We start from the raw sequence: 18,292 nt of genomic DNA, 5'->3' as shown, positions 1-18,292 counted from the left end.
GTTAAAAAAATCTGTGCAATCCGCTAGATCTGCGAGAAAGAATAATTGATGACTTTTTATCGTACTAATTTTTACTCCCGCAGATCAAGCAGATTAAAAATAAAAAATCTGTGTGCATCTGCTTAAATCATTTTAAATCTGCGTGAAATAAATTCGTAATTCAGACAATTCAGCACAGCATTTTTAGACAATAGATTAAAATAAATTCGTGAATTCGTGGCTAACTTTTTCAAATAGCCTTAAATTTGAAAAACTAAAAAAACAAACAATGAAAATCATAAAATGGGGAATTATTGGCTGCGGAAACGTAACCGAGGTTAAAAGCGGCCCGGCATTTCAAAAAGCACCAAATTCAGCTTTGGTAGCCGTAATGCGAAGAGATGCAGCACTTGCCGAAGATTACGCCAAACGCCATAACGTTCCAAAATGGTATTCAAATGCTGTCGATTTAATCAACGACCCCGAAGTTGATGCCGTTTATATCGCCACTCCTCCATCTTCACATAAAGAATATACGATTTTGTGTGCCAAAGCAGGAAAACCGGTTTATGTTGAAAAACCAATGGCCCTGACTTTTGAAGAATGTAATGAAATGATCAGCGTTTGTAAAGAACACAACGTTCCTTTGTTTGTTGCGTATTACAGAAGAAGTCTGCCTCGTTTTTTAAAAATAAAAGAAATAATTGACGAAGGAAAATTAGGGGCTATCAGACATGTAAACTGTGTTTTATACCATCCTTTTGAGGAACGTTATGACGATGAAATCAATCTTCCATGGACCGTTTTACCACATATTTCAGGTGGAGGAATTTTCGTTGATCTGGCATGCCACACCTTAGACTTTTTGGATTTTGTTTTAGGTCCGATAAAATCCGTTCGCGGACATGCGACTTCTCAACTCATGGCTTACCCTGCCGAAGATTCGGTTTCAATGTCCTTTTTATTCGAAAACGGAATTCACGGTACCGGAATATGGAATTTCGCCAGTTTTGAGCGTTATGATGTTACCGAAATTGTAGGCGACAAAGGCAAAATAGCATTTTCAACTTTTGGGGACGATCCCATTAAAATTGAATATGCAAATGGTGACAAGCAAACTATCGAAATTGAAAACCCGCTTCATATTCAGCAGCCTTTTATTGAAACTGTTATAGAGGAGCTTTTGGGCAATGAAGGAATTTCTCCTTCAAAAGGAACATCCGGTGCAAGAACCTCATGGGTTATTGATGAAGTTTTAAAAGAATTTAGAAACTCGAAATAATCATAATTATAATGAGGAGCTGTATCCTGCTGTCCGCTGTATCTTTTATGCCGAACCCCGGCATAAAAGGATGCCGCTCCCATCAGGGCTAGGGCTTCAGTTTTCATAAGAACAAAAAAAGAGGATATTTTCATGTAGAAATATCCTCTTTTAAATTATAAAATTCTGTAGAATTACAGGCTGTATCGTAGTCCAAAAGTCAAACCTACACCACTAATTCCAACATAAGAACTAATATCATCAGTCGCTTTTGTATTGTCAAAACCAGCTGAATTAGTTACTTTACTATTAGAACTTGTAGTTAATTTATCTACATAATTAGTATGAATTGCAGAATACGAAGCATCTGGTCTGAAAGTAGAGGCTGTATGCAATTTATCTACTCCGTTTTCAGTAAACACAGTAGTTTCTTTTGTATCTCCGTGAACCGTAAAGTTTCTGTATTCAATTTCAGCAAATAATGCCAGTTTTTTACCTAATTTATATGAAGTTCCAATCGCAGCCATAAAACCAAGAGTTGGATTAGGTTTTACTACATCTTCAGCATATGTTTTTGCTACTGTTGTTCTGGTTGGTGCTACAGTATAATACTCACGATTAGTCTCAATAGTCAAATCTCCATGGATCGGAACAATAACACCCACTTTTGTGTAAGGCTCAAAACCTTTATTTTCTCCCAAAAATAACACTAATGAAGGTGATAAATCCCAGGCTCTGATTTTTCCAACAGCATCACCGGTTACAAAAATATTTGTTGGCGAAGTAGCAATTAAACGATTTGTAGTTTCAACCATCAATTTATCTGCACTAGAATAATAGTTAATCCCCATTTCAACTCCTAAACGCGTTGAAATACGGTAACCTGCAGTTAATCCGGAACGAAAACCTTCTCCAAATGAACCATGATTTGTTTCTCTTGAAATTAAAGTAGTTCCGTTAGCAGCATATACATCCGTATTAGGTGCCTGACCGTTTACGATTGGAAACTCCGTTGCAGCAGTCTGAATGAAGTAGGAACCTCCTAATTTAAAATACCAGCTCTCCGGTTTATCCGCACTTTCTGTCTGCGCTATTGTGGTCATAGAGCAAATCATCAATCCAATTAATAATAGATGCTTTTTCATAATTTTCATAGTTAATTTTGATACAAAATTATAATAATTAGCGTTTCTTATTTTACAACATTCCCATTCAGATTATCATTATTATTGATATAAAAGCCAAATGAGTGTAAAATTACTATGCATGCATAATTTTAACCTGAAAAATACATTATCAATTAAATTTTAACTGTTAAATTTTAGTTGAGTTTGAAATTAATCTGCATTTTTTCTAGCTCATCCAATAATTCATTAGATATTCTGACTTTTAATCTGCGGCTTGGCATCGTTAATTTTGTCACTACTTTTATTTCTTCTACTTCATTTACTTGCTGAATTTTGGTTTCCTGAACAGTGTCTTCAGAATCATTTTCTTCTTCAAAAACAGCATCTTCAGTTTCTTCAAAATCTGTTGGGGTTTCGACCTCGACCAAACGTTTTATCTTTTCTAATTCCATGATTTCAAAAGTAACTGAGTTATCTCCTTTATACGCATTGAACAACTGACTTAATCTATGAATAAAATCAGTCTGTAAATCTTTAATATTAAGTAACAGAATTAGCTTTTTTGCAAATGCTTCCAAAACATCCTGCAATTGCCTCACCTCAACAAACTGCATCCTTGGATCTGTTTTTTTGCCTGTATCATGATTTACCCAACCGTCTTTTATTAGTATTTTCAGATAAGCAAAATTATTCTGAATCAGGAAATGGCGGAACTTTAAATACTCTTCGCCAAAAATCTTAAACTCATAACTTTCATCATAGCCTTCTAAATTGAAAGCTGCCCAGCCTTTTCCGTTCTTAGCTACACGATGCTGTACGTTATTAATGATTCCGGCAAATGTTAGATTTTTCCCCACATACTCATTCATACTTTTTAACGCTTCAAGTCTTGCGTTGCAGAAATATTTCATTTCGAACCTAAAATCATCCAGCGGGTGTCCGGAAATATAAATTCCGACAACTTCTTTTTCTTTCGCCAGTTTTTCCATTGTACTCCAGTCTTCGCATGGCGGTACAACAGGTTCAGCAATCTGTACTTCGCTCGCTTCTCCAAACAAACTCACTTGCGATGAATTTTCATTTTCCTGAAACTTATTTCCGTAACGCATTGCTTTTTCATAGAATGTAATTCCGTCGCCATCATCATGAAAATACTGTGCTCTGGTTGTTCCTTCAAACGAATCAAAACCTCCGGCTAAAGCTAAATTCTCAATCGCTTTTTTATTGGCTGCACGCAAATCAATTCGTTTCGCCAAATCAAAAATCGACTTATATCTTCCGTCTTTTCTGCTTTCAACAATTGTGGCAACCGCTCCTGAACCCACTCCTTTTATCGCCCCCATTCCGAAACGAACAGCGTAATCATCATTTACGGTAAATTTATAATACGACTCATTGACACAAGGACCTAAAACCTGTAATCCCATTCGTTTACATTCTTCCATAAAGAAAGAAACCTGTTTGATATCGTTCATGTTATTCGAAAGTACCGCTGCCATATATTCTGCAGGATAATGCGCTTTCAAATATGCAGTTTGATAGGCAATCCACGCATAACAAGTTGAGTGCGATTTGTTGAAGGCGTAACTTGCAAAAGCTTCCCAGTCTTTCCAGATTTTTTCGAGAATTTTAGCATCATGACCTTTTGCGGAAGCCTGTTCCACAAACTTCGGCTTCATTTTATCCAGTACGTCCTTTTGTTTCTTACCCATCGCCTTACGCAAAACGTCGGCCTCACCCTTTGTAAATCCTGCCAAAGACTGAGACAAAAGCATTACCTGCTCCTGGTAAACTGTAATTCCATAGGTTTCTGATAAATATTCCGCACACGCATCTAAATCGTATTTGATTTCTTCGTCCCCATTTTTTCTTCGAACGAAAGACGGAATATACTCCAAAGGTCCCGGACGATACAATGCGTTCATGGCAATTAAATCTCCGAAAACTGTTGGTTTAAGATCTTTCATGTATTTCTGCATTCCGGGTGACTCGTATTGGAAGATTCCAACTGTTTCACCTCTTTGGAAAAGCGCATATGTTTCAGGATCATCAATAGGAAAAGTATCGGGATCAAGATCAATATTGGTTCTGTATTTTACCAGTTTTACGGTATCTTTTATCAGTGTAAGGGTCTTCAGACCCAGGAAGTCCATTTTCAACAGTCCGGCGCTTTCTGCCACCGAGTTATCGAACTGCGTTACATATAAATCCGAATCTTTTGCGGTTGTAACGGGAACGTAATTCGTAATATCCGATGGTGTAATAATTACCCCACAGGCGTGAATTCCCGTGTTACGCATCGATCCTTCGAGGATTTTTGCCTGTTGAATGGTTTCTCCTGCCAAATCACCTTCGTGTGCAATGGCGATTAATTCTTTTACATTATCAAATTCGTCAGAACGAAGGGCTTTTTTTACCTCATCTTCACTTTCTGAAATAAAACGCGCCAGATTCCATTTTGACGGCATCATTCCCGGAATCAGTTTGGCAATTCTATCGGCTTCAAACAATGGTAAATCCAGTACACGAGCTGTATCACGAATTGCCGATTTGGTTGCCATTTTACCATACGTGATAATCTGAGCCACCTGTTTTTGACCGTACTTGTTGATTACATAATCCATTACACGTCCACGACCCTCGTCATCAAAGTCGATATCAATATCGGGCATCGATACACGGTCAGGATTTAGGAAACGCTCAAAAAGTAAATCGTATTTAATGGGGTCAATATTGGTAATTCCGAGACAATAGGCAACAGCTGAACCCGCTGCAGAGCCACGTCCGGGTCCTACCGATACGTCCATTTTTCTGGCCTCGGCAATGAAATCCTGAACAATCAAAAAGTAACCCGGATATCCTGAATTTGAAATTGTTAATAATTCAAAATCCAAACGTTCCTGAATCGATTCGGTAATTTCTCCATATCGTCTTTTAGCACCTTCCATTGTTAAGTGTCTCAGGTATTTATTTTCACCACGAACGCCTCCGTCTTCTTCATCTTCGGCAACAAAAAATTCTTCGGGAATATCAAACTTTGGAAGCAATACATCACGGTAAAGTGAATAAATTTCTACTTTATCGACAATTTCCTGAATGTTGATAATCGCTTCGGGCAAATCGGCAAAGAGTTTTTTCATCTCTTCTTCCGACTTATAATAATATTCCTGATTTGGAAGTCCGTAGCGATAACCACGGCCACGGCCAATTGGTGTTGCCTGTTTTTCACCATCTTTTACGCACAATAAAATATCGTGTGCATTGGCATCTTCTTTATTTAAATAATAGGTATTATTAGTTGCAATTAATTTGACATTATGCTTTTGAGAAAACTCAATCAGGGTTTTATTGACACGATTTTCATCTTCCTGATTGTGGCGCATTACTTCCAGATAGAAGTCTTCTCCGAATTGATCTTTCCACCATACTAAAGCTTCTTCTGCCTGATTTTCACCAATATTTAGGATTTTACTCGGAATTTCTCCGTATAAATTCCCGGACAAAACCATGATATCGCCCTTATATTTTTCGACTATATTTTTGTCAATTCTCGGCACATAATAAAATCCTTCGGTATAGGCAATCGAAGCCATTTTTGCTAAATTGTGGTAACCCGCTTTATTTTTAGCCATTAAAACAACCTGATAACCGTTGTCTTTTTTGGTTTTATCTAAATGATTCTCGCAAATATTAAATTCACATCCTACGATTGGTTTTACTTCCGTTTCCGTTGGCTCTTCTCCGGCTTCAACTAAAGCTTTATTTTTTGCAGAAGCTCCTTTATTGTGGTTCATAACAGCGCTTACAAAGTGGAAAGCTCCCATCATGTTTCCGGTATCGGTCATGGCAACGGCCGGCATTCCATTTTTGGCTGTAGCCGAAACAATATTTCCTATTCCGATTGTGGATTGAAGAACCGAAAACTGCGTATGATTGTGTAAATGCGCAAATTTTGCCGCTTTAAAATCGGCTTTAGCAGATTCTGAGACTTCAGTTGGGGTATCATCAACTCGTAAAGCCTTGATTTGCTCTCTGATTTTATCAGAAGCGGCTTTTAAATTGATGTGTTTAAGACCAATTAAAGGAAATTCCTGTGGATTTCTTTCTTTAAATTCCTTAAAATATTCTTTAGGAACATCAAGTTCTTCTTTGGTAAAAACTTCTCTTCTTACCAATTCAAGGAAACAACGTGTAGTTGCCTCAACGTCGGCAGTTGCGTTGTGCGCTTCAGCGAAAGGTTTATCAAAAAGATAGCTGTGTAATTCTGTTAAAGTCGGAAGTTTGAATTTCCCTCCACGACCTCCGGGAAGTTGTAATAACGAAGCAGTAACTTCGGTACAGGTATCCAAAACCGGCATCGAACTCATTTGAGACTCTACTCCCATTCTATGGAATTCGGCACCCATAATATTCACGTCAAAACCTAAATTCTGACCAACAATAAATTTGGTTTTGCTTAAAGCTATATTAAATTTCTCTAAAACTTCGGCCAGTGTGATTCCTTCGGCTTCGGCCAATTCAGTCGAAATTCCGTGAATTCGTTCAGCATCATACGGAATATTAAATCCATCTGGTTTCACCAAATAATCCTGATGCTCGATAAGCTGTCCCATTTCGTCATGCAATTGCCAGGCAATCTGTATACAGCGAGGCCAGTTATCAGAATCGGTAATTGGCGCATCCCAGCGTTTTGGTAATCCGGTTGTTTCGGTATCGAATATTAAATACATATATTTTTATAGAAAAGTCAAATTTTAAAGTTCCAAATTCCAAGTCTTCCACATTGTAAACATTTGACAACATGAAACATAAATAAATACGCTATGAAAAATGGAAGGAAGTCAAATTTACGCTTTTTTTTAAGCGAATGAAAAACGAAGTTATCAACAAAAGCATAATTAACATCTTAATTTTCTAAACTCAAAAAACAGCTGAATTTCGTTTTTTTTATCTTAAAAAACTCCGATTATTCATTTTGGATACTCATCAGACCAAAATGAACACTTTTAAACTGTAGTGTATCCTGAACTTTGCTTCATCAAATTATAACAATTAAAAAAATAATAATCATGAAAACAATTTTTATCACAGGAGCATCATCAGGTTTAGGAAAAGCAACAGCAAAATTATTTCAGGCAAAAGGCTGGAATGTAATTGCAACGATGAGAAATCCTGAAAAGGAAACTGAACTTGCTGGTTTAAAAAATGTAACCCTTTTACCATTGGACGTTACGAATTACGACCAAATACAAACTACGGTTGAAAAAGCAATTGAATTAAGCGATATTGATATCGTTTTTAATAATGCCGGTTATGGTTTAATTGGCCCTTTAGAAAGTCTCAGCGACACACAAATCACCAAACAGCTTGATACTAATTTATTAGGTGTAATTCGTGTTACGAATGCGTTTATTCCGTATTTCAGAGAACGAAAAAGCGGTTTGTTTATATCAACAACTTCTATTGGCGGATTGATTGCTTTTCCTTTAGGATCGGTTTATCACGCCACAAAATGGGGACTGGAAGGCTGGAGCGAAAGTATGGCTTACGAATTGAATCCGTTTGGTATAAATATTAAAACGGTTTCTCCGGGCGGAATCAAAACAGAGTTCCTTCACGGCTCTCTTGACACAGGAGCTCAGCCTGAGTATGAAGCGATGACAAATAAACTGTATGAAAATGTCGAAGTAATGTTTGAAATGGCATCAACTCCCGAACAAATTGCCGATGTAGTTTACGAAGCTGCTACAGACGGAAAAAACAAACTGAGATATGTAGCTGGTGAAGATGCAAAAGCACTTTACCAACAGAGACTGGAGCAAGGAGACGAAGTTTTTCGTGCTGCATTTGGCAAACAGTTTTTAGGAGCATAATTTATTCTAATACCTTTCAGATTCGGCAACCTGAAAGGTATTTCAAATTTTTATACATTTATATTATGGAAAAGAAAAATAACCCTCCTGCAAAAATTTCTTCAATATCGCAATTTCATAGTTTATTGAATCTCCCAAAACCACTTAATCCGATGATTAGTCTGGTTGATAATACACAGCTTGTTATAAATGGTGATTTGGACAACAGCTCATTTTTGCTTGACTTTTATAAAATATCCTATAAATTTTCGACTAACGGAAAAATGGGCTACGGTCAGGGTTATTATGATTTTAACGAAGGTGGATTAATGTTTGCTTCTCCCAATCAGCTGATTTTTACTGATAACGAAGAAGGTGCCAAATATGGAGGTTTTACCTTGCTTTTTCATCCCGATTTTATTCGAAATTATCCTTTAGGGAAAGCCATCAAAAAGTACGGATTCTTTTCTTACGATACCAACGAAGCACTACATCTTTCCGACAGGGAAAAAACCATTATTATTGGATTATTAACCAGTATCGACAACGAACTTCACACTGCGATTGACGAAATGACGCAGGACGTAATTGTTTCTTATATTGACGTTTTGCTCAATTACAGCAATCGTTTTTATAAGCGCCAGTTCATTACCCGAAAAACAATCAGCCATGATTTATTGCAGAAAGTTGAAGAAACGCTGGACAATTATTTAAATAATACCGAAACCTTAAAAAAAGGATTACCCTCTGTAGAATTTCTTGCTTCACAAATCAATGTTTCTTCGCATTATTTAAGTGATATGCTTCGAAATTTAACGGGGCAAAATGCGCAACAGCATATTCATTCCAAACTAATTGAAAAATCAAAAGATTTCCTGATCACTACCAATCTTTCGGTAGCTGAAATAGCTTATCAATTGGGTTTTGAATATCCTCAATCTTTCAGCAAACTATTCAAAAAGAAAACCAGTCTTACCCCGTTAGAATTTAAAAACGCATTAAATTAGTTTCTAAAATCTTTTAAAAACAATTAAAATTTGATAAAAATTCACTTCTTGGATGTCGTAGTATTTAAACCGTTTATTAAATCTAAATAACCTGTAAAAAATACCTGAAAAAGAATCAAAAAACAACAAAAGCATCTATACATTATAGAATAGAAAACTATCAATTATTACTATTTTTATTCGATTTGTTACATTTTTTCAAAATAAAAAGCCTATTTTATACCTATTTTGAGATAAATTTGCAAACTATTAAAACAAAAAACAGTTAAGCAAAATTTAAGCTGAAAAAGAAAAACAAAACCTGTTCTCTTTTCATTTTTTTGATATGAATTGATTGTATAAAAGCATATTCGCAATTTGTAATTAGTTTGGGTATCGTATATAATGAAATATTGAAATTGACGACTTTGTATCTTTTTTTACTTTTGTTTTGCTATTATAATGAACAGGATAATGCTGTGATTATAGAAATTACAATTAAAAAAAATAAAAAATGAGTAAGACATTATTTGACAAAGTATGGGATGCACACGTTGTGCGTAAAATTGAAGATGGACCGGATGTGTTTTTTATTGACCGTCATTTCATTCACGAAGTTACAAGTCCTGTTGCTTTTTTAGGATTAAAAGCCAGAGGCGTTAAGGTTTTATACCCTGAGCGTACTTTTGCAACTGCAGATCACAATACACCAACAATAAACCAGCATTTACCAGTTGCCGATGCGCTTTCTGCTAATCAATTGCAGGCATTAGAAGACAATTCAGCAGAATACGGAATTTCTCACTGGGGATTAGGTCATCAAAAAAATGGAATTGTACACGTAGTTGGTCCAGAAAATGGAATTACTTTGCCAGGTGCTACTATTGTTTGCGGAGATTCACACACATCTACTCACGGTGCTTTTGGAGCGATTGCCTTTGGTATCGGAACTTCTGAGGTTGAAATGGTGCTTTCTACTCAATGTATTATGCAGCCTAAACCAAAGAAAATGCGTATCAATGTAAATGGTAAATTAAGCAAAGGTGTTGGACCAAAAGACGTTGCTCTTTACATTATCGCTCAATTGACTACTTCCGGAGGTACAGGATATTTTGCTGAATATGCAGGAAATGTATTTGAAGAAATGACAATGGAAGGCCGTATGACTGTTTGTAACCTAAGTATCGAAATGGGTGCTCGTGGAGGAATGATTGCTCCTGACCAGACTACTTTTGATTTCCTTGAAGGAAGACTTTACGCTCCAAAAGGGGAAACATGGACTAAAGCAGTTGAATACTGGAAAACTTTAAAAACTGATGCTGATGCTGTTTTTGATGCTGAATTAAACATCAAAGCAGAAGATATTGAACCAATGATTACTTATGGTACTAACCCGGGTATGGGAATCGGTATCTCTAAACATATTCCAAGTGCTGACCAGGTTGAAGGCGGTGAAGAAACGTATAAAAAATCGTTAGCTTATATGGGCTTTGAAGAAGACGACGTTATGATTGGAAAACCAATTGACTATGTTTTCTTAGGAAGCTGTACAAACGGACGTATTGAAGATTTTAGAGCTTTTGCTGAAATTGTAAAAGGAAGAAAAAAAGCAGACAATGTTACTGCTTGGTTAGTTCCGGGTTCTCACGTTGTTGAAGCTCAGATTAAAGAAGAAGGTATTTTGGATATTTTAACTGAAGCAGGTTTCGTATTGCGTCAGCCGGGATGTTCTGCATGTTTAGCAATGAACGATGATAAAGTTCCTGCCGGAAAATATGCAGTAAGTACTTCAAACAGAAACTTTGAAGGCCGCCAGGGTCCTGGTTCAAGAACGCTTCTTGCAAGTCCAATTATGGCTGCTGCAGCTGCCGTTACAGGAAAACTGACAGATCCAAGAGAGCTGTTCTAGTCAATGACAATTGCAATAACAATTTCAAAAATTCAACAAAATTGCTTTTAGGTTTAAAATAGATTCTCTTTTTCGTGAAATCTAAAATCTAAAATCCAAAAATCTAAAATTAAAATGGCATACGATAAATTTAACATACTTACCAGCAGCGCAGTGCCGTTGCCAATTGAGAACGTAGATACAGATCAAATTATCCCGGCTCGTTTCTTAAAAGCTACAAAACGTGAAGGTTTTGGAGACAATCTTTTTAGAGACTGGAGATACAATGGGGACGATACTCCAAAAGCAGATTTCGTTTTAAACGACTCTACTTATTCAGGAAAAATACTTGTTGGAGGAAAAAACTTTGGCTCAGGATCTTCTCGTGAGCATGCTGCATGGGCAGTTTACGATTACGGATTCCGTGCTGTAGTTTCTTCTTTTTTTGCCGATATCTTTAAAGGAAACTGTTTAAACATTGGTGTTTTACCGGTTCAGGTTAGCCCGGAATTTGCAGAAACTATTTTCAAAGCAATCGAAGCTGATCCTAAAACAGAATTAGAAATCAATCTTCCTGCACAAACTATTACTTTATTGGCTACTGGCCAAAAAGAATCTTTTGACATCAACGGATACAAAAAGAACAACATGATCAATGGCTTTGATGACATTGATTATTTACAAAATATTAAGGAAGACATTCAGGCATTTGCTGAGAAACTTCCTTACTAAACACAACCAACTCAAAAGCAGTTACGCAAGCTTCAATTCTAAAGTTGAGCTTCGTAACTGCTTTTTACAATTTTATGAATTTCGGCAGTTCAATAATTCATCGAGATGAAAGGCAATAAACACATTGAAAGAGACGGACAAAATGCCACCAAAATATTTGACAGCAGAAGTTTAGCTAAAGACTATAGAAATTTAGTTCAAATTTTAGAACCGGGAATTACCGTACTGGATATTGGATGCGGAACAGGTTCAATTTCTAAAGATATTGCAAACTATATTGGTAAAGAAGGTAAAGTTGTCGGAATAGACAATACCGAGAACACTATAAATAGCGGCAAAGAATCGTATCAATCTGTTTCAAGCTTAGAATTAATTGCTGTCGATTTATTTGATTTTAATCCTGAGATAAAATTTGACCTTATTATTTCTGCCAGAACATTGCAATGGTTAAGCAATCCGAAAGCAGCTTTAATAAAAATGAAATCATTACTAAAGCCAAATGGACAAATTTCAATTTTAGATTATGATCATACCAATTTAATCTGGAATCCGTTGCCTCCGCAAAGCATGCAGGAGTTTTATAAAACTTTTTTAAAGTGGAGAGCAGATGCCGGAATGAATAATAAAATTGCCGAGGATTTACCTCAATTATTAAAAGAAACAGGTTTTCATTCGATTGAAAAAATAAATTCGGATGAAGTTTATACTAATACAGATTCGGATTTTAAATCAAAAATAGCAATCTGGTCAAAAGTTGCCGGTTCCAAACAAATGGTCGAAGAAGGCTATCTGGAAGAAACATTAAGATTAAAGGCAATTGAAGAATACAATAACTGGATAGAAAATTCAGCCCTTTCAATGACGATGAAATTAAATGAAGTTAGAGGAAAACTATAAAATAACAACTATAATTTCAAAAGAAATATAGAAAAATCAATATGGAAAAAAGAAAAATTGAAATAATGGATACAACACTCCGTGACGGTGAACAAACGTCTGGAGTATCTTTTTCTGCTGCAGAAAAACTGACCATTGCGCAATTATTGTTGGAAGAATTAAATATTGATAGAATCGAAATTGCTTCGGCACGTGTCAGCGAAGGCGAATTTCAAGGCGTAAAAGGAATTATGGCCTGGGCCGAAGAAAAAGGATACACCAGCCGAATAGAAGTTTTGACTTTTGTTGATGGCGGTCTTTCTATTGAATGGATGAAAAAATCAGGAGCTAAAGTTCAGAATTTACTAACGAAAGGCTCTCTGAATCACCTGACACATCAGTTAAAAAAAACACCGGAACAACACTTTTCTGAAATCGCTCAGGCTATTGCATTAGCAAAAGAGAATAACATTGAAACCAATGTTTATCTGGAAGACTGGAGTAACGGAATGCGTAATTCCCCAGAATATGTTTTTCAATATCTAGATTTTTTAACGCAGCAACCTGTAAAAAGAATATTACTTCCGGACACACTTGGCGTATTGATTCCTTCACAGGCTTTTGAATTTATTTCGACCATCACAGCAAAATATCCAAATACTCATTTTGACTTTCACGCTCATAACGATTACGACTTAAGTGTAGCCAATGTTATGGAAGCCATAAAAGCAGGCATAAAAGGTCTTCACGTAACAGTGAACGGAATGGGAGAACGCGCCGGAAATGCACCACTTGAAAGCACAGTTGCCGTTATAAATGATTTTATGCCGGATTTTACAATCAATATTAAAGAAACCTCATTATACTCTGTAAGCAAATTGGTTGAAACATTTACAGGCTATAGAATTCCAGCCAATAAACCAATTGTAGGTGATAATGTTTTTACGCAGACAGCCGGAATTCACGCAGATGGTGACAACAAAAATAATTTATATTTTAATGACTTACTTCCGGAACGTTTCGGAAGAAAAAGAAAATATGCCCTTGGAAAAACTTCCGGAAAAGCCAATATCGAAAAAAATCTTCAGGAGTTAGGATTGAAATTAAATCAGGAAGATTTGAAATTGGTTACCCAAAGAATTATTGAATTGGGTGATAAAAAAGAAACTGTTACCAAAGAAGATCTTCCATACATTATTTCGGATGTTTTGGACAGTCACACCTACGAAGAGAAAATTAAAATCGAATCTTATATATTAGTCCATTCAAAAGGAATGCGCCCATCAACTACTTTGTGTTTAAAGTTTGATGGAGAAATAATTGAAGAAAATGCGCAAGGTGATGGTCAGTTTGATGCTTTCATGAATGCACTTACTAAAATTTACAAGAGCAAAAAATTAACGCTTCCAAAATTAATTGATTACGCCGTTAGAATTCCTCCCGGAAGTAGTTCAGATGCTTTATGCGAAACCATCATTACATGGGTAAACAACGGAAAAGAATTCAAAACCCGCGGATTAGATTCGGATCAGACTGTTGCAGCCATTATTGCAACTCAAAAAATGCTTAATGTTATTACGCAGTAAAACTGAAATAAAATAAACAATCAAAATAGTAAATAAACCCATAATATCAATAAAATGAAATTTAACATAGCCCTTTTAGCCGGAGACGGAATCGGACCAGAAGTAATTGATCAGGCAGTAAAAGTATCAGATGCTGTTGCACAAAAATTTGGACATGAAATTACATGGAAACCAGCTTTAACCGGTGCTGCTGCAATTGATGCAGTAGGTGAACCTTATCCGGATGCGACACATGAAATTTGTAAAAATGCTGATGCAGTTCTTTTTGGAGCAATTGGCCACCCAAAATACGATAACGATCCTTCTGCACCAGTAAGACCAGAACAAGGTTTGTTAAAAATGCGTAAAGCATTAGGTTTGTTCGCAAACGTAAGACCAACTTTTACATTCCCGTCTTTATTGGATAAATCTCCATTAAAAAGAGAAAGAATCGAAGGAACTGATTTAGTTTTCTTAAGAGAATTAACTGGCGGAATTTACTTTGGCGAAAAAGGAAGAAAAGACAATGGCGACACTGCTTTTGACAACTGTGTTTACACAAGAGCAGAAGTACAGCGTTTAGCTAAAAAAGGTTTCGAATTAGCCATGACACGTTCAAAAAAATTATGTTGCGTTGACAAAGCAAACGTTATGGAAACTTCACGTTTGTGGAGAGAAACTGTTCAGGCAATGGAAAAAGATTATCCTGAAGTTACGGTTTCTTACGAATTTGTTGATGCTGTAGCGATGCGTTTGGTACAATGGCCAAACTCTTATGATGTATTGATTACTGAAAACTTATTTGGAGATATCTTAACAGATGAAGCTTCTGTAATTTCCGGTTCAATGGGATTAATGCCTTCTGCATCCATGGGAGCTGAAGTATCTTTGTTTGAGCCTATCCACGGTTCTTACCCACAAGCTACAGGATTGAATATTGCTAACCCAATGGCTACTGTTTTATCTGCTGCTATGATGTTCGAAAACTTCGGATTGATGGAAGAAGGAAAAGCAATGAGAGATGCTGTAAACAAAGCTTTAGAAGCCGGAGTAGTTACTGAAGATTTGGCTGATGGCGGCAAAGCATACGGTACCAAAGAAGTAGGTGACTGGTTGGCTGCTAACATATAATTTATTTTGTTTCAGATTTCAAGTTTCAGGTTGTTGGAACGTGAAACCTGAAACAAATAAAACTTTAAACAAAAAAGGGATCAACTTTCGTTGATCCCTTTTGTTATATTTAGAAAAAAATATTAATATCCTCCTCTGTTTCCACCACGGTCATTTCCACCACGGCTGTTTCCGTAACCTCCGCGAGAATCACCTCCACGGTTGTTATTGAAGCTTCTTCTTTCACCTTCAGGTTTTGGTTCAGATTTATTAACCACAATTGTACGACCCTGAACAGTTGCTCCGTTCAATTCATCAATTGCTTTTTGAGCTTCCGCATCATTTGGCATTTCAACAAAACCAAATCCTTTGCTTCTTCCAGTAAATTTATCAGTTATGATTTTAACTGAATCTACTGCTCCGTAAGCCTCGAAAGACTCTCTTAAATCTGCTTCCTCAATACTGAATGGAAGGCTTCCAACAAAAATGTTCATATGTACTTATTTATGATAATGTAGCAAATGTAGTCTTATTTTTCTGTAATCTACTATATATTAGTTTATTTATGCTTTTATTTTGATTTTTTTCAAAAGAATCAACAGAACCAGAGTCCAACAAATTCTAAAAGTTATTAGAGATTGCCTAAACATACTTACCCATCACTTTATAAAAAACATTTTCTGTAAAAACTACTTTTGGTGTTATTGGATCGCTTTTACCTTTATTTACAGCACTGAATTTAAAAGTCACTGCAATAATTTCATAAATAAAATTGAAGGACAGATCTTATTTTAGCAAATTATTGAAATCAAAAAACGAAACTTTAAGAAAAAATCATCTTAAACATATTTAATATGGTTTTCAACGTACAATTGACAAAAAAAGTTTATCTTTGCGCCCTTAATTAACAGAGGTCGAGTACCTCAAAATTTAATCATACGATTATGTCAGTAAAAATTAGATTACAAAGACACGGTAAAAAAGGAAAACCTTTTTACTGGGTTGTAGCTGCAGATGCACGCTCAAAAAGAGATGGTAAATACTTAGAGAAAATCGGTACTTACAATCCAAACACTAACCCTGCAACTATCGACTTAAACCTTGATAGCGCTGTAAAATGGTTACACAATGGTGCACAACCAACTGATACTGCCAGAGCTATCCTTTCTTACAAAGGAGCTTTATTGAAACACCACCTTGATGGAGGTATTCGTAAAGGAGCTTTAACTCAGGAACAAGCTGATGCAAAATTAGCTGCCTGGTTAGAAGCTAAAGCTGGAAAAGTTGATGCTAAAAAAGACGGTTTAACAAAAGCGCAAGCTGATGCTAAAGCTAAAGCTTTTAAAGCTGAGCAAGAAGTTAATGCTAAACGTTTAGCTGCTGCAGCTCAGGCTGAAGCTGACGCTATCGCTGCTGCAACTCCTGCAGTTGAAGAAGAAGTTGCTGAGGTTGAAGCGGAAGCTGCTACTGAAGAAGCTCCTGCTGCTGAAGAGAATAACGAAACAACTGAAGCATAATTTTAGCTAGCGATAATGCGTAAAGAAGAATGTTTTTATTTAGGTAAAATCGCTAAAAAATTTAGTTTCAAAGGTGAAGTTCTGATCTATTTAGACACAGACGAACCTGAGTTATACGAAAATCTGGAATCAGTGTTTGTTGATCACAACAAACATCTGGTTCCTTTTTTTATTGAAACAAGTTCATTGCACAAAAACGACTTTCTCAGAGTTCGTTTTGAAGATACTAATACTGAAGAAGATGCAGATGCTTTAATTGGCAATGCTGTTTATCTTCCTTTAACCATGTTGCCAAAACTTTCGGGCAACAAATTCTATTTCCACGAAGTTATCGGTTTCGAAATCGAAGATCAGCGTTTAGGCGTTTTCGGAAAAATAACTTCTGTTAATGATTCTTCTGCCCAGCCACTTTTTGAAGTTCTGAATGGTGAAGTTGAAATACTAGTTCCGATGATTGACCATTTTCTGGTAAAAATTGATCGTGACAATAAAAAAGTTATCATGAATCTGCCAGAAGGATTGGTGGAAATGTACTTATAATTAGATTTTAGACTTCTTAGATTGTTGGTATTTTTAGACAAATTAAAAATCCTCTATATTAAATTCAAACAATAAAAAATGTTCCAGTTCAAACAATTTTCTGTTAAACAAGATAAAACCGCTATGAAAGTTGGAACAGATGGTGTTTTATTGGGTGCGTGGGCTCCAATTTCTAATAATCCGTTTAGTATTTTAGACATTGGCGCAGGAACTGGAATTATTGCTCTAATGCTTGCTCAGCGAACGCATGCAGAGCAAATCGATGCACTTGAAATTGATGAAGATGCCTACGAACAAGCAGTAGAAAATTTTGAAAATTCTCCCTGGGGGGATCGTTTATTCTGCTTTCATGCAGGATTAGATGAATTTATTGACGAACCGGAAGACGAATACGATTTGATTGTTTCCAATCCGCCCTTTTATTCCGAAGATTATAAAACATCAAACGAACAACGTGATTTGGCACGTTTTCAGGACGCTATGCCTTTTGAAGATTTGATTGAAGCTGCTGATTTATTCCTATCTGAAAACGGAATATTTGCTATAATTCTTCCATTCAAAGAAGAAAAAAGCTTTATTGCTTTAGCCAAAGAATCTGAATTATATCCAGCCAAAATTACACGCGTAAAGGGAACTCCAACTTCAGAAATTAAAAGAAGTTTACTCGCTTTTAGCAGAAATGAAAATCAGGAAGCTGAAATCAATGAATTGGTTATTGAAATCGACCGACATGTGTATACACCGGAATATATTGAATTGACAAAAGATTTTTACCTCAAAATGTAATCCTTCATTTTTAATCGCCATGTGATTCAAAATCCATTAAAAAATCTTATTTACTTACTTGTCAACCTCTAAA

General features: G+C 36.0%; 14 protein-coding genes. 11 read left to right on the top strand and 3 right to left on the bottom strand.

What is annotated here, in order from left to right; translation table 11 throughout:
• The first annotated feature begins 268 nt into the window (after positions 1-268).
• Positions 269-1,261, top strand: a complete 993-nt coding sequence (locus DMB68_RS10840; protein WP_110346697.1) for a Gfo/Idh/MocA family protein — start codon at positions 269-271, stop codon at positions 1,259-1,261.
• Between the two features lie 173 nt (positions 1,262-1,434).
• On the opposite strand, the gene DMB68_RS10835 is transcribed toward DMB68_RS10840, so the two are convergent.
• Positions 1,435-2,385 (bottom strand): outer membrane beta-barrel protein, encoded by a 951-nt coding sequence (locus DMB68_RS10835; RefSeq protein WP_110347080.1) that lies wholly within the window; start codon positions 2,383-2,385, stop codon positions 1,435-1,437.
• Between the two features lie 176 nt (positions 2,386-2,561).
• A complete protein-coding gene (gene dnaE, locus DMB68_RS10830) occupies positions 2,562-7,097 on the bottom strand; it encodes a DNA polymerase III subunit alpha (RefSeq protein WP_110346696.1) in 4,536 nt (1,511 codons plus the stop codon).
• Between the two features lie 339 nt (positions 7,098-7,436).
• Here dnaE and DMB68_RS10825 point away from each other — a divergent pair, with 339 nt between their 5' ends.
• The 7 genes from DMB68_RS10825 (at position 7,437) to leuB (ending at position 15,397) form a co-directional block, all read left to right on the top strand.
• Complete coding sequence (locus DMB68_RS10825; RefSeq protein ID WP_110346695.1) at positions 7,437-8,240, top strand: SDR family oxidoreductase; 804 nt, start codon at positions 7,437-7,439, stop codon at positions 8,238-8,240.
• Between the two features lie 65 nt (positions 8,241-8,305).
• Entirely contained in the window at positions 8,306-9,226 is a 921-nt protein-coding gene (locus tag DMB68_RS10820) for a helix-turn-helix domain-containing protein (RefSeq protein WP_110346694.1), read from the top strand.
• 493 nt (positions 9,227-9,719) lie between these two features.
• A complete protein-coding gene (leuC, locus tag DMB68_RS10815; protein ID WP_110346693.1) occupies positions 9,720-11,114 on the top strand; it encodes a 3-isopropylmalate dehydratase large subunit in 1,395 nt (464 codons plus the stop codon).
• 114 nt (positions 11,115-11,228) lie between these two features.
• Positions 11,229-11,825 carry a 3-isopropylmalate dehydratase small subunit gene (gene leuD, locus DMB68_RS10810; protein WP_110346692.1) on the top strand — a complete coding sequence of 199 codons (597 nt, stop codon included), beginning with the start codon at positions 11,229-11,231 and terminating at the stop codon, positions 11,823-11,825.
• Positions 11,826-11,930: 105 nt separating this feature from the next.
• Positions 11,931-12,722, top strand: a complete 792-nt coding sequence (locus tag DMB68_RS10805; RefSeq protein WP_110346691.1) for a methyltransferase domain-containing protein — start codon at positions 11,931-11,933, stop codon at positions 12,720-12,722.
• A gap of 41 nt (positions 12,723-12,763) precedes the next feature.
• A complete protein-coding gene (locus DMB68_RS10800; RefSeq protein WP_110346690.1) occupies positions 12,764-14,287 on the top strand; it encodes an alpha-isopropylmalate synthase regulatory domain-containing protein in 1,524 nt (507 codons plus the stop codon).
• Positions 14,288-14,341: 54 nt separating this feature from the next.
• Positions 14,342-15,397 carry a 3-isopropylmalate dehydrogenase gene (gene leuB, locus DMB68_RS10795; protein ID WP_110346689.1) on the top strand — a complete coding sequence of 352 codons (1,056 nt, stop codon included), beginning with the start codon at positions 14,342-14,344 and terminating at the stop codon, positions 15,395-15,397.
• A gap of 122 nt (positions 15,398-15,519) precedes the next feature.
• Here leuB and DMB68_RS10790 read toward each other — a convergent pair whose 3' ends face one another.
• Positions 15,520-15,870 (bottom strand): RNA recognition motif domain-containing protein, encoded by a 351-nt coding sequence (locus DMB68_RS10790; RefSeq protein ID WP_110346688.1) that lies wholly within the window; start codon positions 15,868-15,870, stop codon positions 15,520-15,522.
• Positions 15,871-16,320: 450 nt separating this feature from the next.
• On the opposite strand from DMB68_RS10790, the gene DMB68_RS10785 reads away from it, so the two are divergent.
• The 3 genes from DMB68_RS10785 to DMB68_RS10775 all read left to right on the top strand — a co-directional run bounded on the left by DMB68_RS10785 (position 16,321) and on the right by DMB68_RS10775 (position 18,219).
• Positions 16,321-16,893, top strand: coding sequence for a 30S ribosomal protein S16 (locus tag DMB68_RS10785; RefSeq protein ID WP_110346687.1), 573 nt, complete (start codon positions 16,321-16,323; stop codon positions 16,891-16,893).
• Between the two features lie 15 nt (positions 16,894-16,908).
• Complete coding sequence (gene rimM, locus DMB68_RS10780) at positions 16,909-17,433, top strand: ribosome maturation factor RimM (RefSeq protein WP_110346686.1); 525 nt, start codon at positions 16,909-16,911, stop codon at positions 17,431-17,433.
• A gap of 78 nt (positions 17,434-17,511) precedes the next feature.
• Positions 17,512-18,219 (top strand): tRNA1(Val) (adenine(37)-N6)-methyltransferase, encoded by a 708-nt coding sequence (locus DMB68_RS10775; RefSeq protein ID WP_110346685.1) that lies wholly within the window; start codon positions 17,512-17,514, stop codon positions 18,217-18,219.
• Positions 18,220-18,292: the final 73 nt, after the last annotated feature.

Origin of the sequence: Flavobacterium hydrophilum (assembly GCF_003202405.1) — a bacterium.
Taxonomy (GTDB): Bacteria; Bacteroidota; Bacteroidia; order Flavobacteriales; family Flavobacteriaceae; genus Flavobacterium; species Flavobacterium hydrophilum.
Note: the sequence above shows the minus strand (reverse complement) of the source record. Positions and strands in the feature narration are given on the sequence as shown.

Excerpts from the sequence above, each read along its gene's own strand:
- DMB68_RS10840 (WP_110346697.1), top strand. The coding sequence starts at position 269 with ATGAAAATCATAAAATGGGGAATTATTGGCTGCGGAAACGTAACCGAG.
- DMB68_RS10835 (WP_110347080.1), bottom strand. The coding sequence starts at position 2,385 with ATGAAAAAGCATCTATTATTAATTGGATTGATGATTTGCTCTATGACC.
- dnaE (WP_110346696.1), bottom strand. The coding sequence starts at position 7,097 with ATGTATTTAATATTCGATACCGAAACAACCGGATTACCAAAACGCTGG.
- DMB68_RS10825 (WP_110346695.1), top strand. The coding sequence starts at position 7,437 with ATGAAAACAATTTTTATCACAGGAGCATCATCAGGTTTAGGAAAAGCA.
- DMB68_RS10820 (WP_110346694.1), top strand. The coding sequence starts at position 8,306 with ATGGAAAAGAAAAATAACCCTCCTGCAAAAATTTCTTCAATATCGCAA.
- leuC (WP_110346693.1), top strand. The coding sequence starts at position 9,720 with ATGAGTAAGACATTATTTGACAAAGTATGGGATGCACACGTTGTGCGT.
- leuD (WP_110346692.1), top strand. The coding sequence starts at position 11,229 with ATGGCATACGATAAATTTAACATACTTACCAGCAGCGCAGTGCCGTTG.
- DMB68_RS10805 (WP_110346691.1), top strand. The coding sequence starts at position 11,931 with ATGAAAGGCAATAAACACATTGAAAGAGACGGACAAAATGCCACCAAA.
- DMB68_RS10800 (WP_110346690.1), top strand. The coding sequence starts at position 12,764 with ATGGAAAAAAGAAAAATTGAAATAATGGATACAACACTCCGTGACGGT.
- leuB (WP_110346689.1), top strand. The coding sequence starts at position 14,342 with ATGAAATTTAACATAGCCCTTTTAGCCGGAGACGGAATCGGACCAGAA.
- DMB68_RS10790 (WP_110346688.1), bottom strand. The coding sequence starts at position 15,870 with ATGAACATTTTTGTTGGAAGCCTTCCATTCAGTATTGAGGAAGCAGAT.
- DMB68_RS10785 (WP_110346687.1), top strand. The coding sequence starts at position 16,321 with ATGTCAGTAAAAATTAGATTACAAAGACACGGTAAAAAAGGAAAACCT.
- rimM (WP_110346686.1), top strand. The coding sequence starts at position 16,909 with ATGCGTAAAGAAGAATGTTTTTATTTAGGTAAAATCGCTAAAAAATTT.
- DMB68_RS10775 (WP_110346685.1), top strand. The coding sequence starts at position 17,512 with ATGTTCCAGTTCAAACAATTTTCTGTTAAACAAGATAAAACCGCTATG.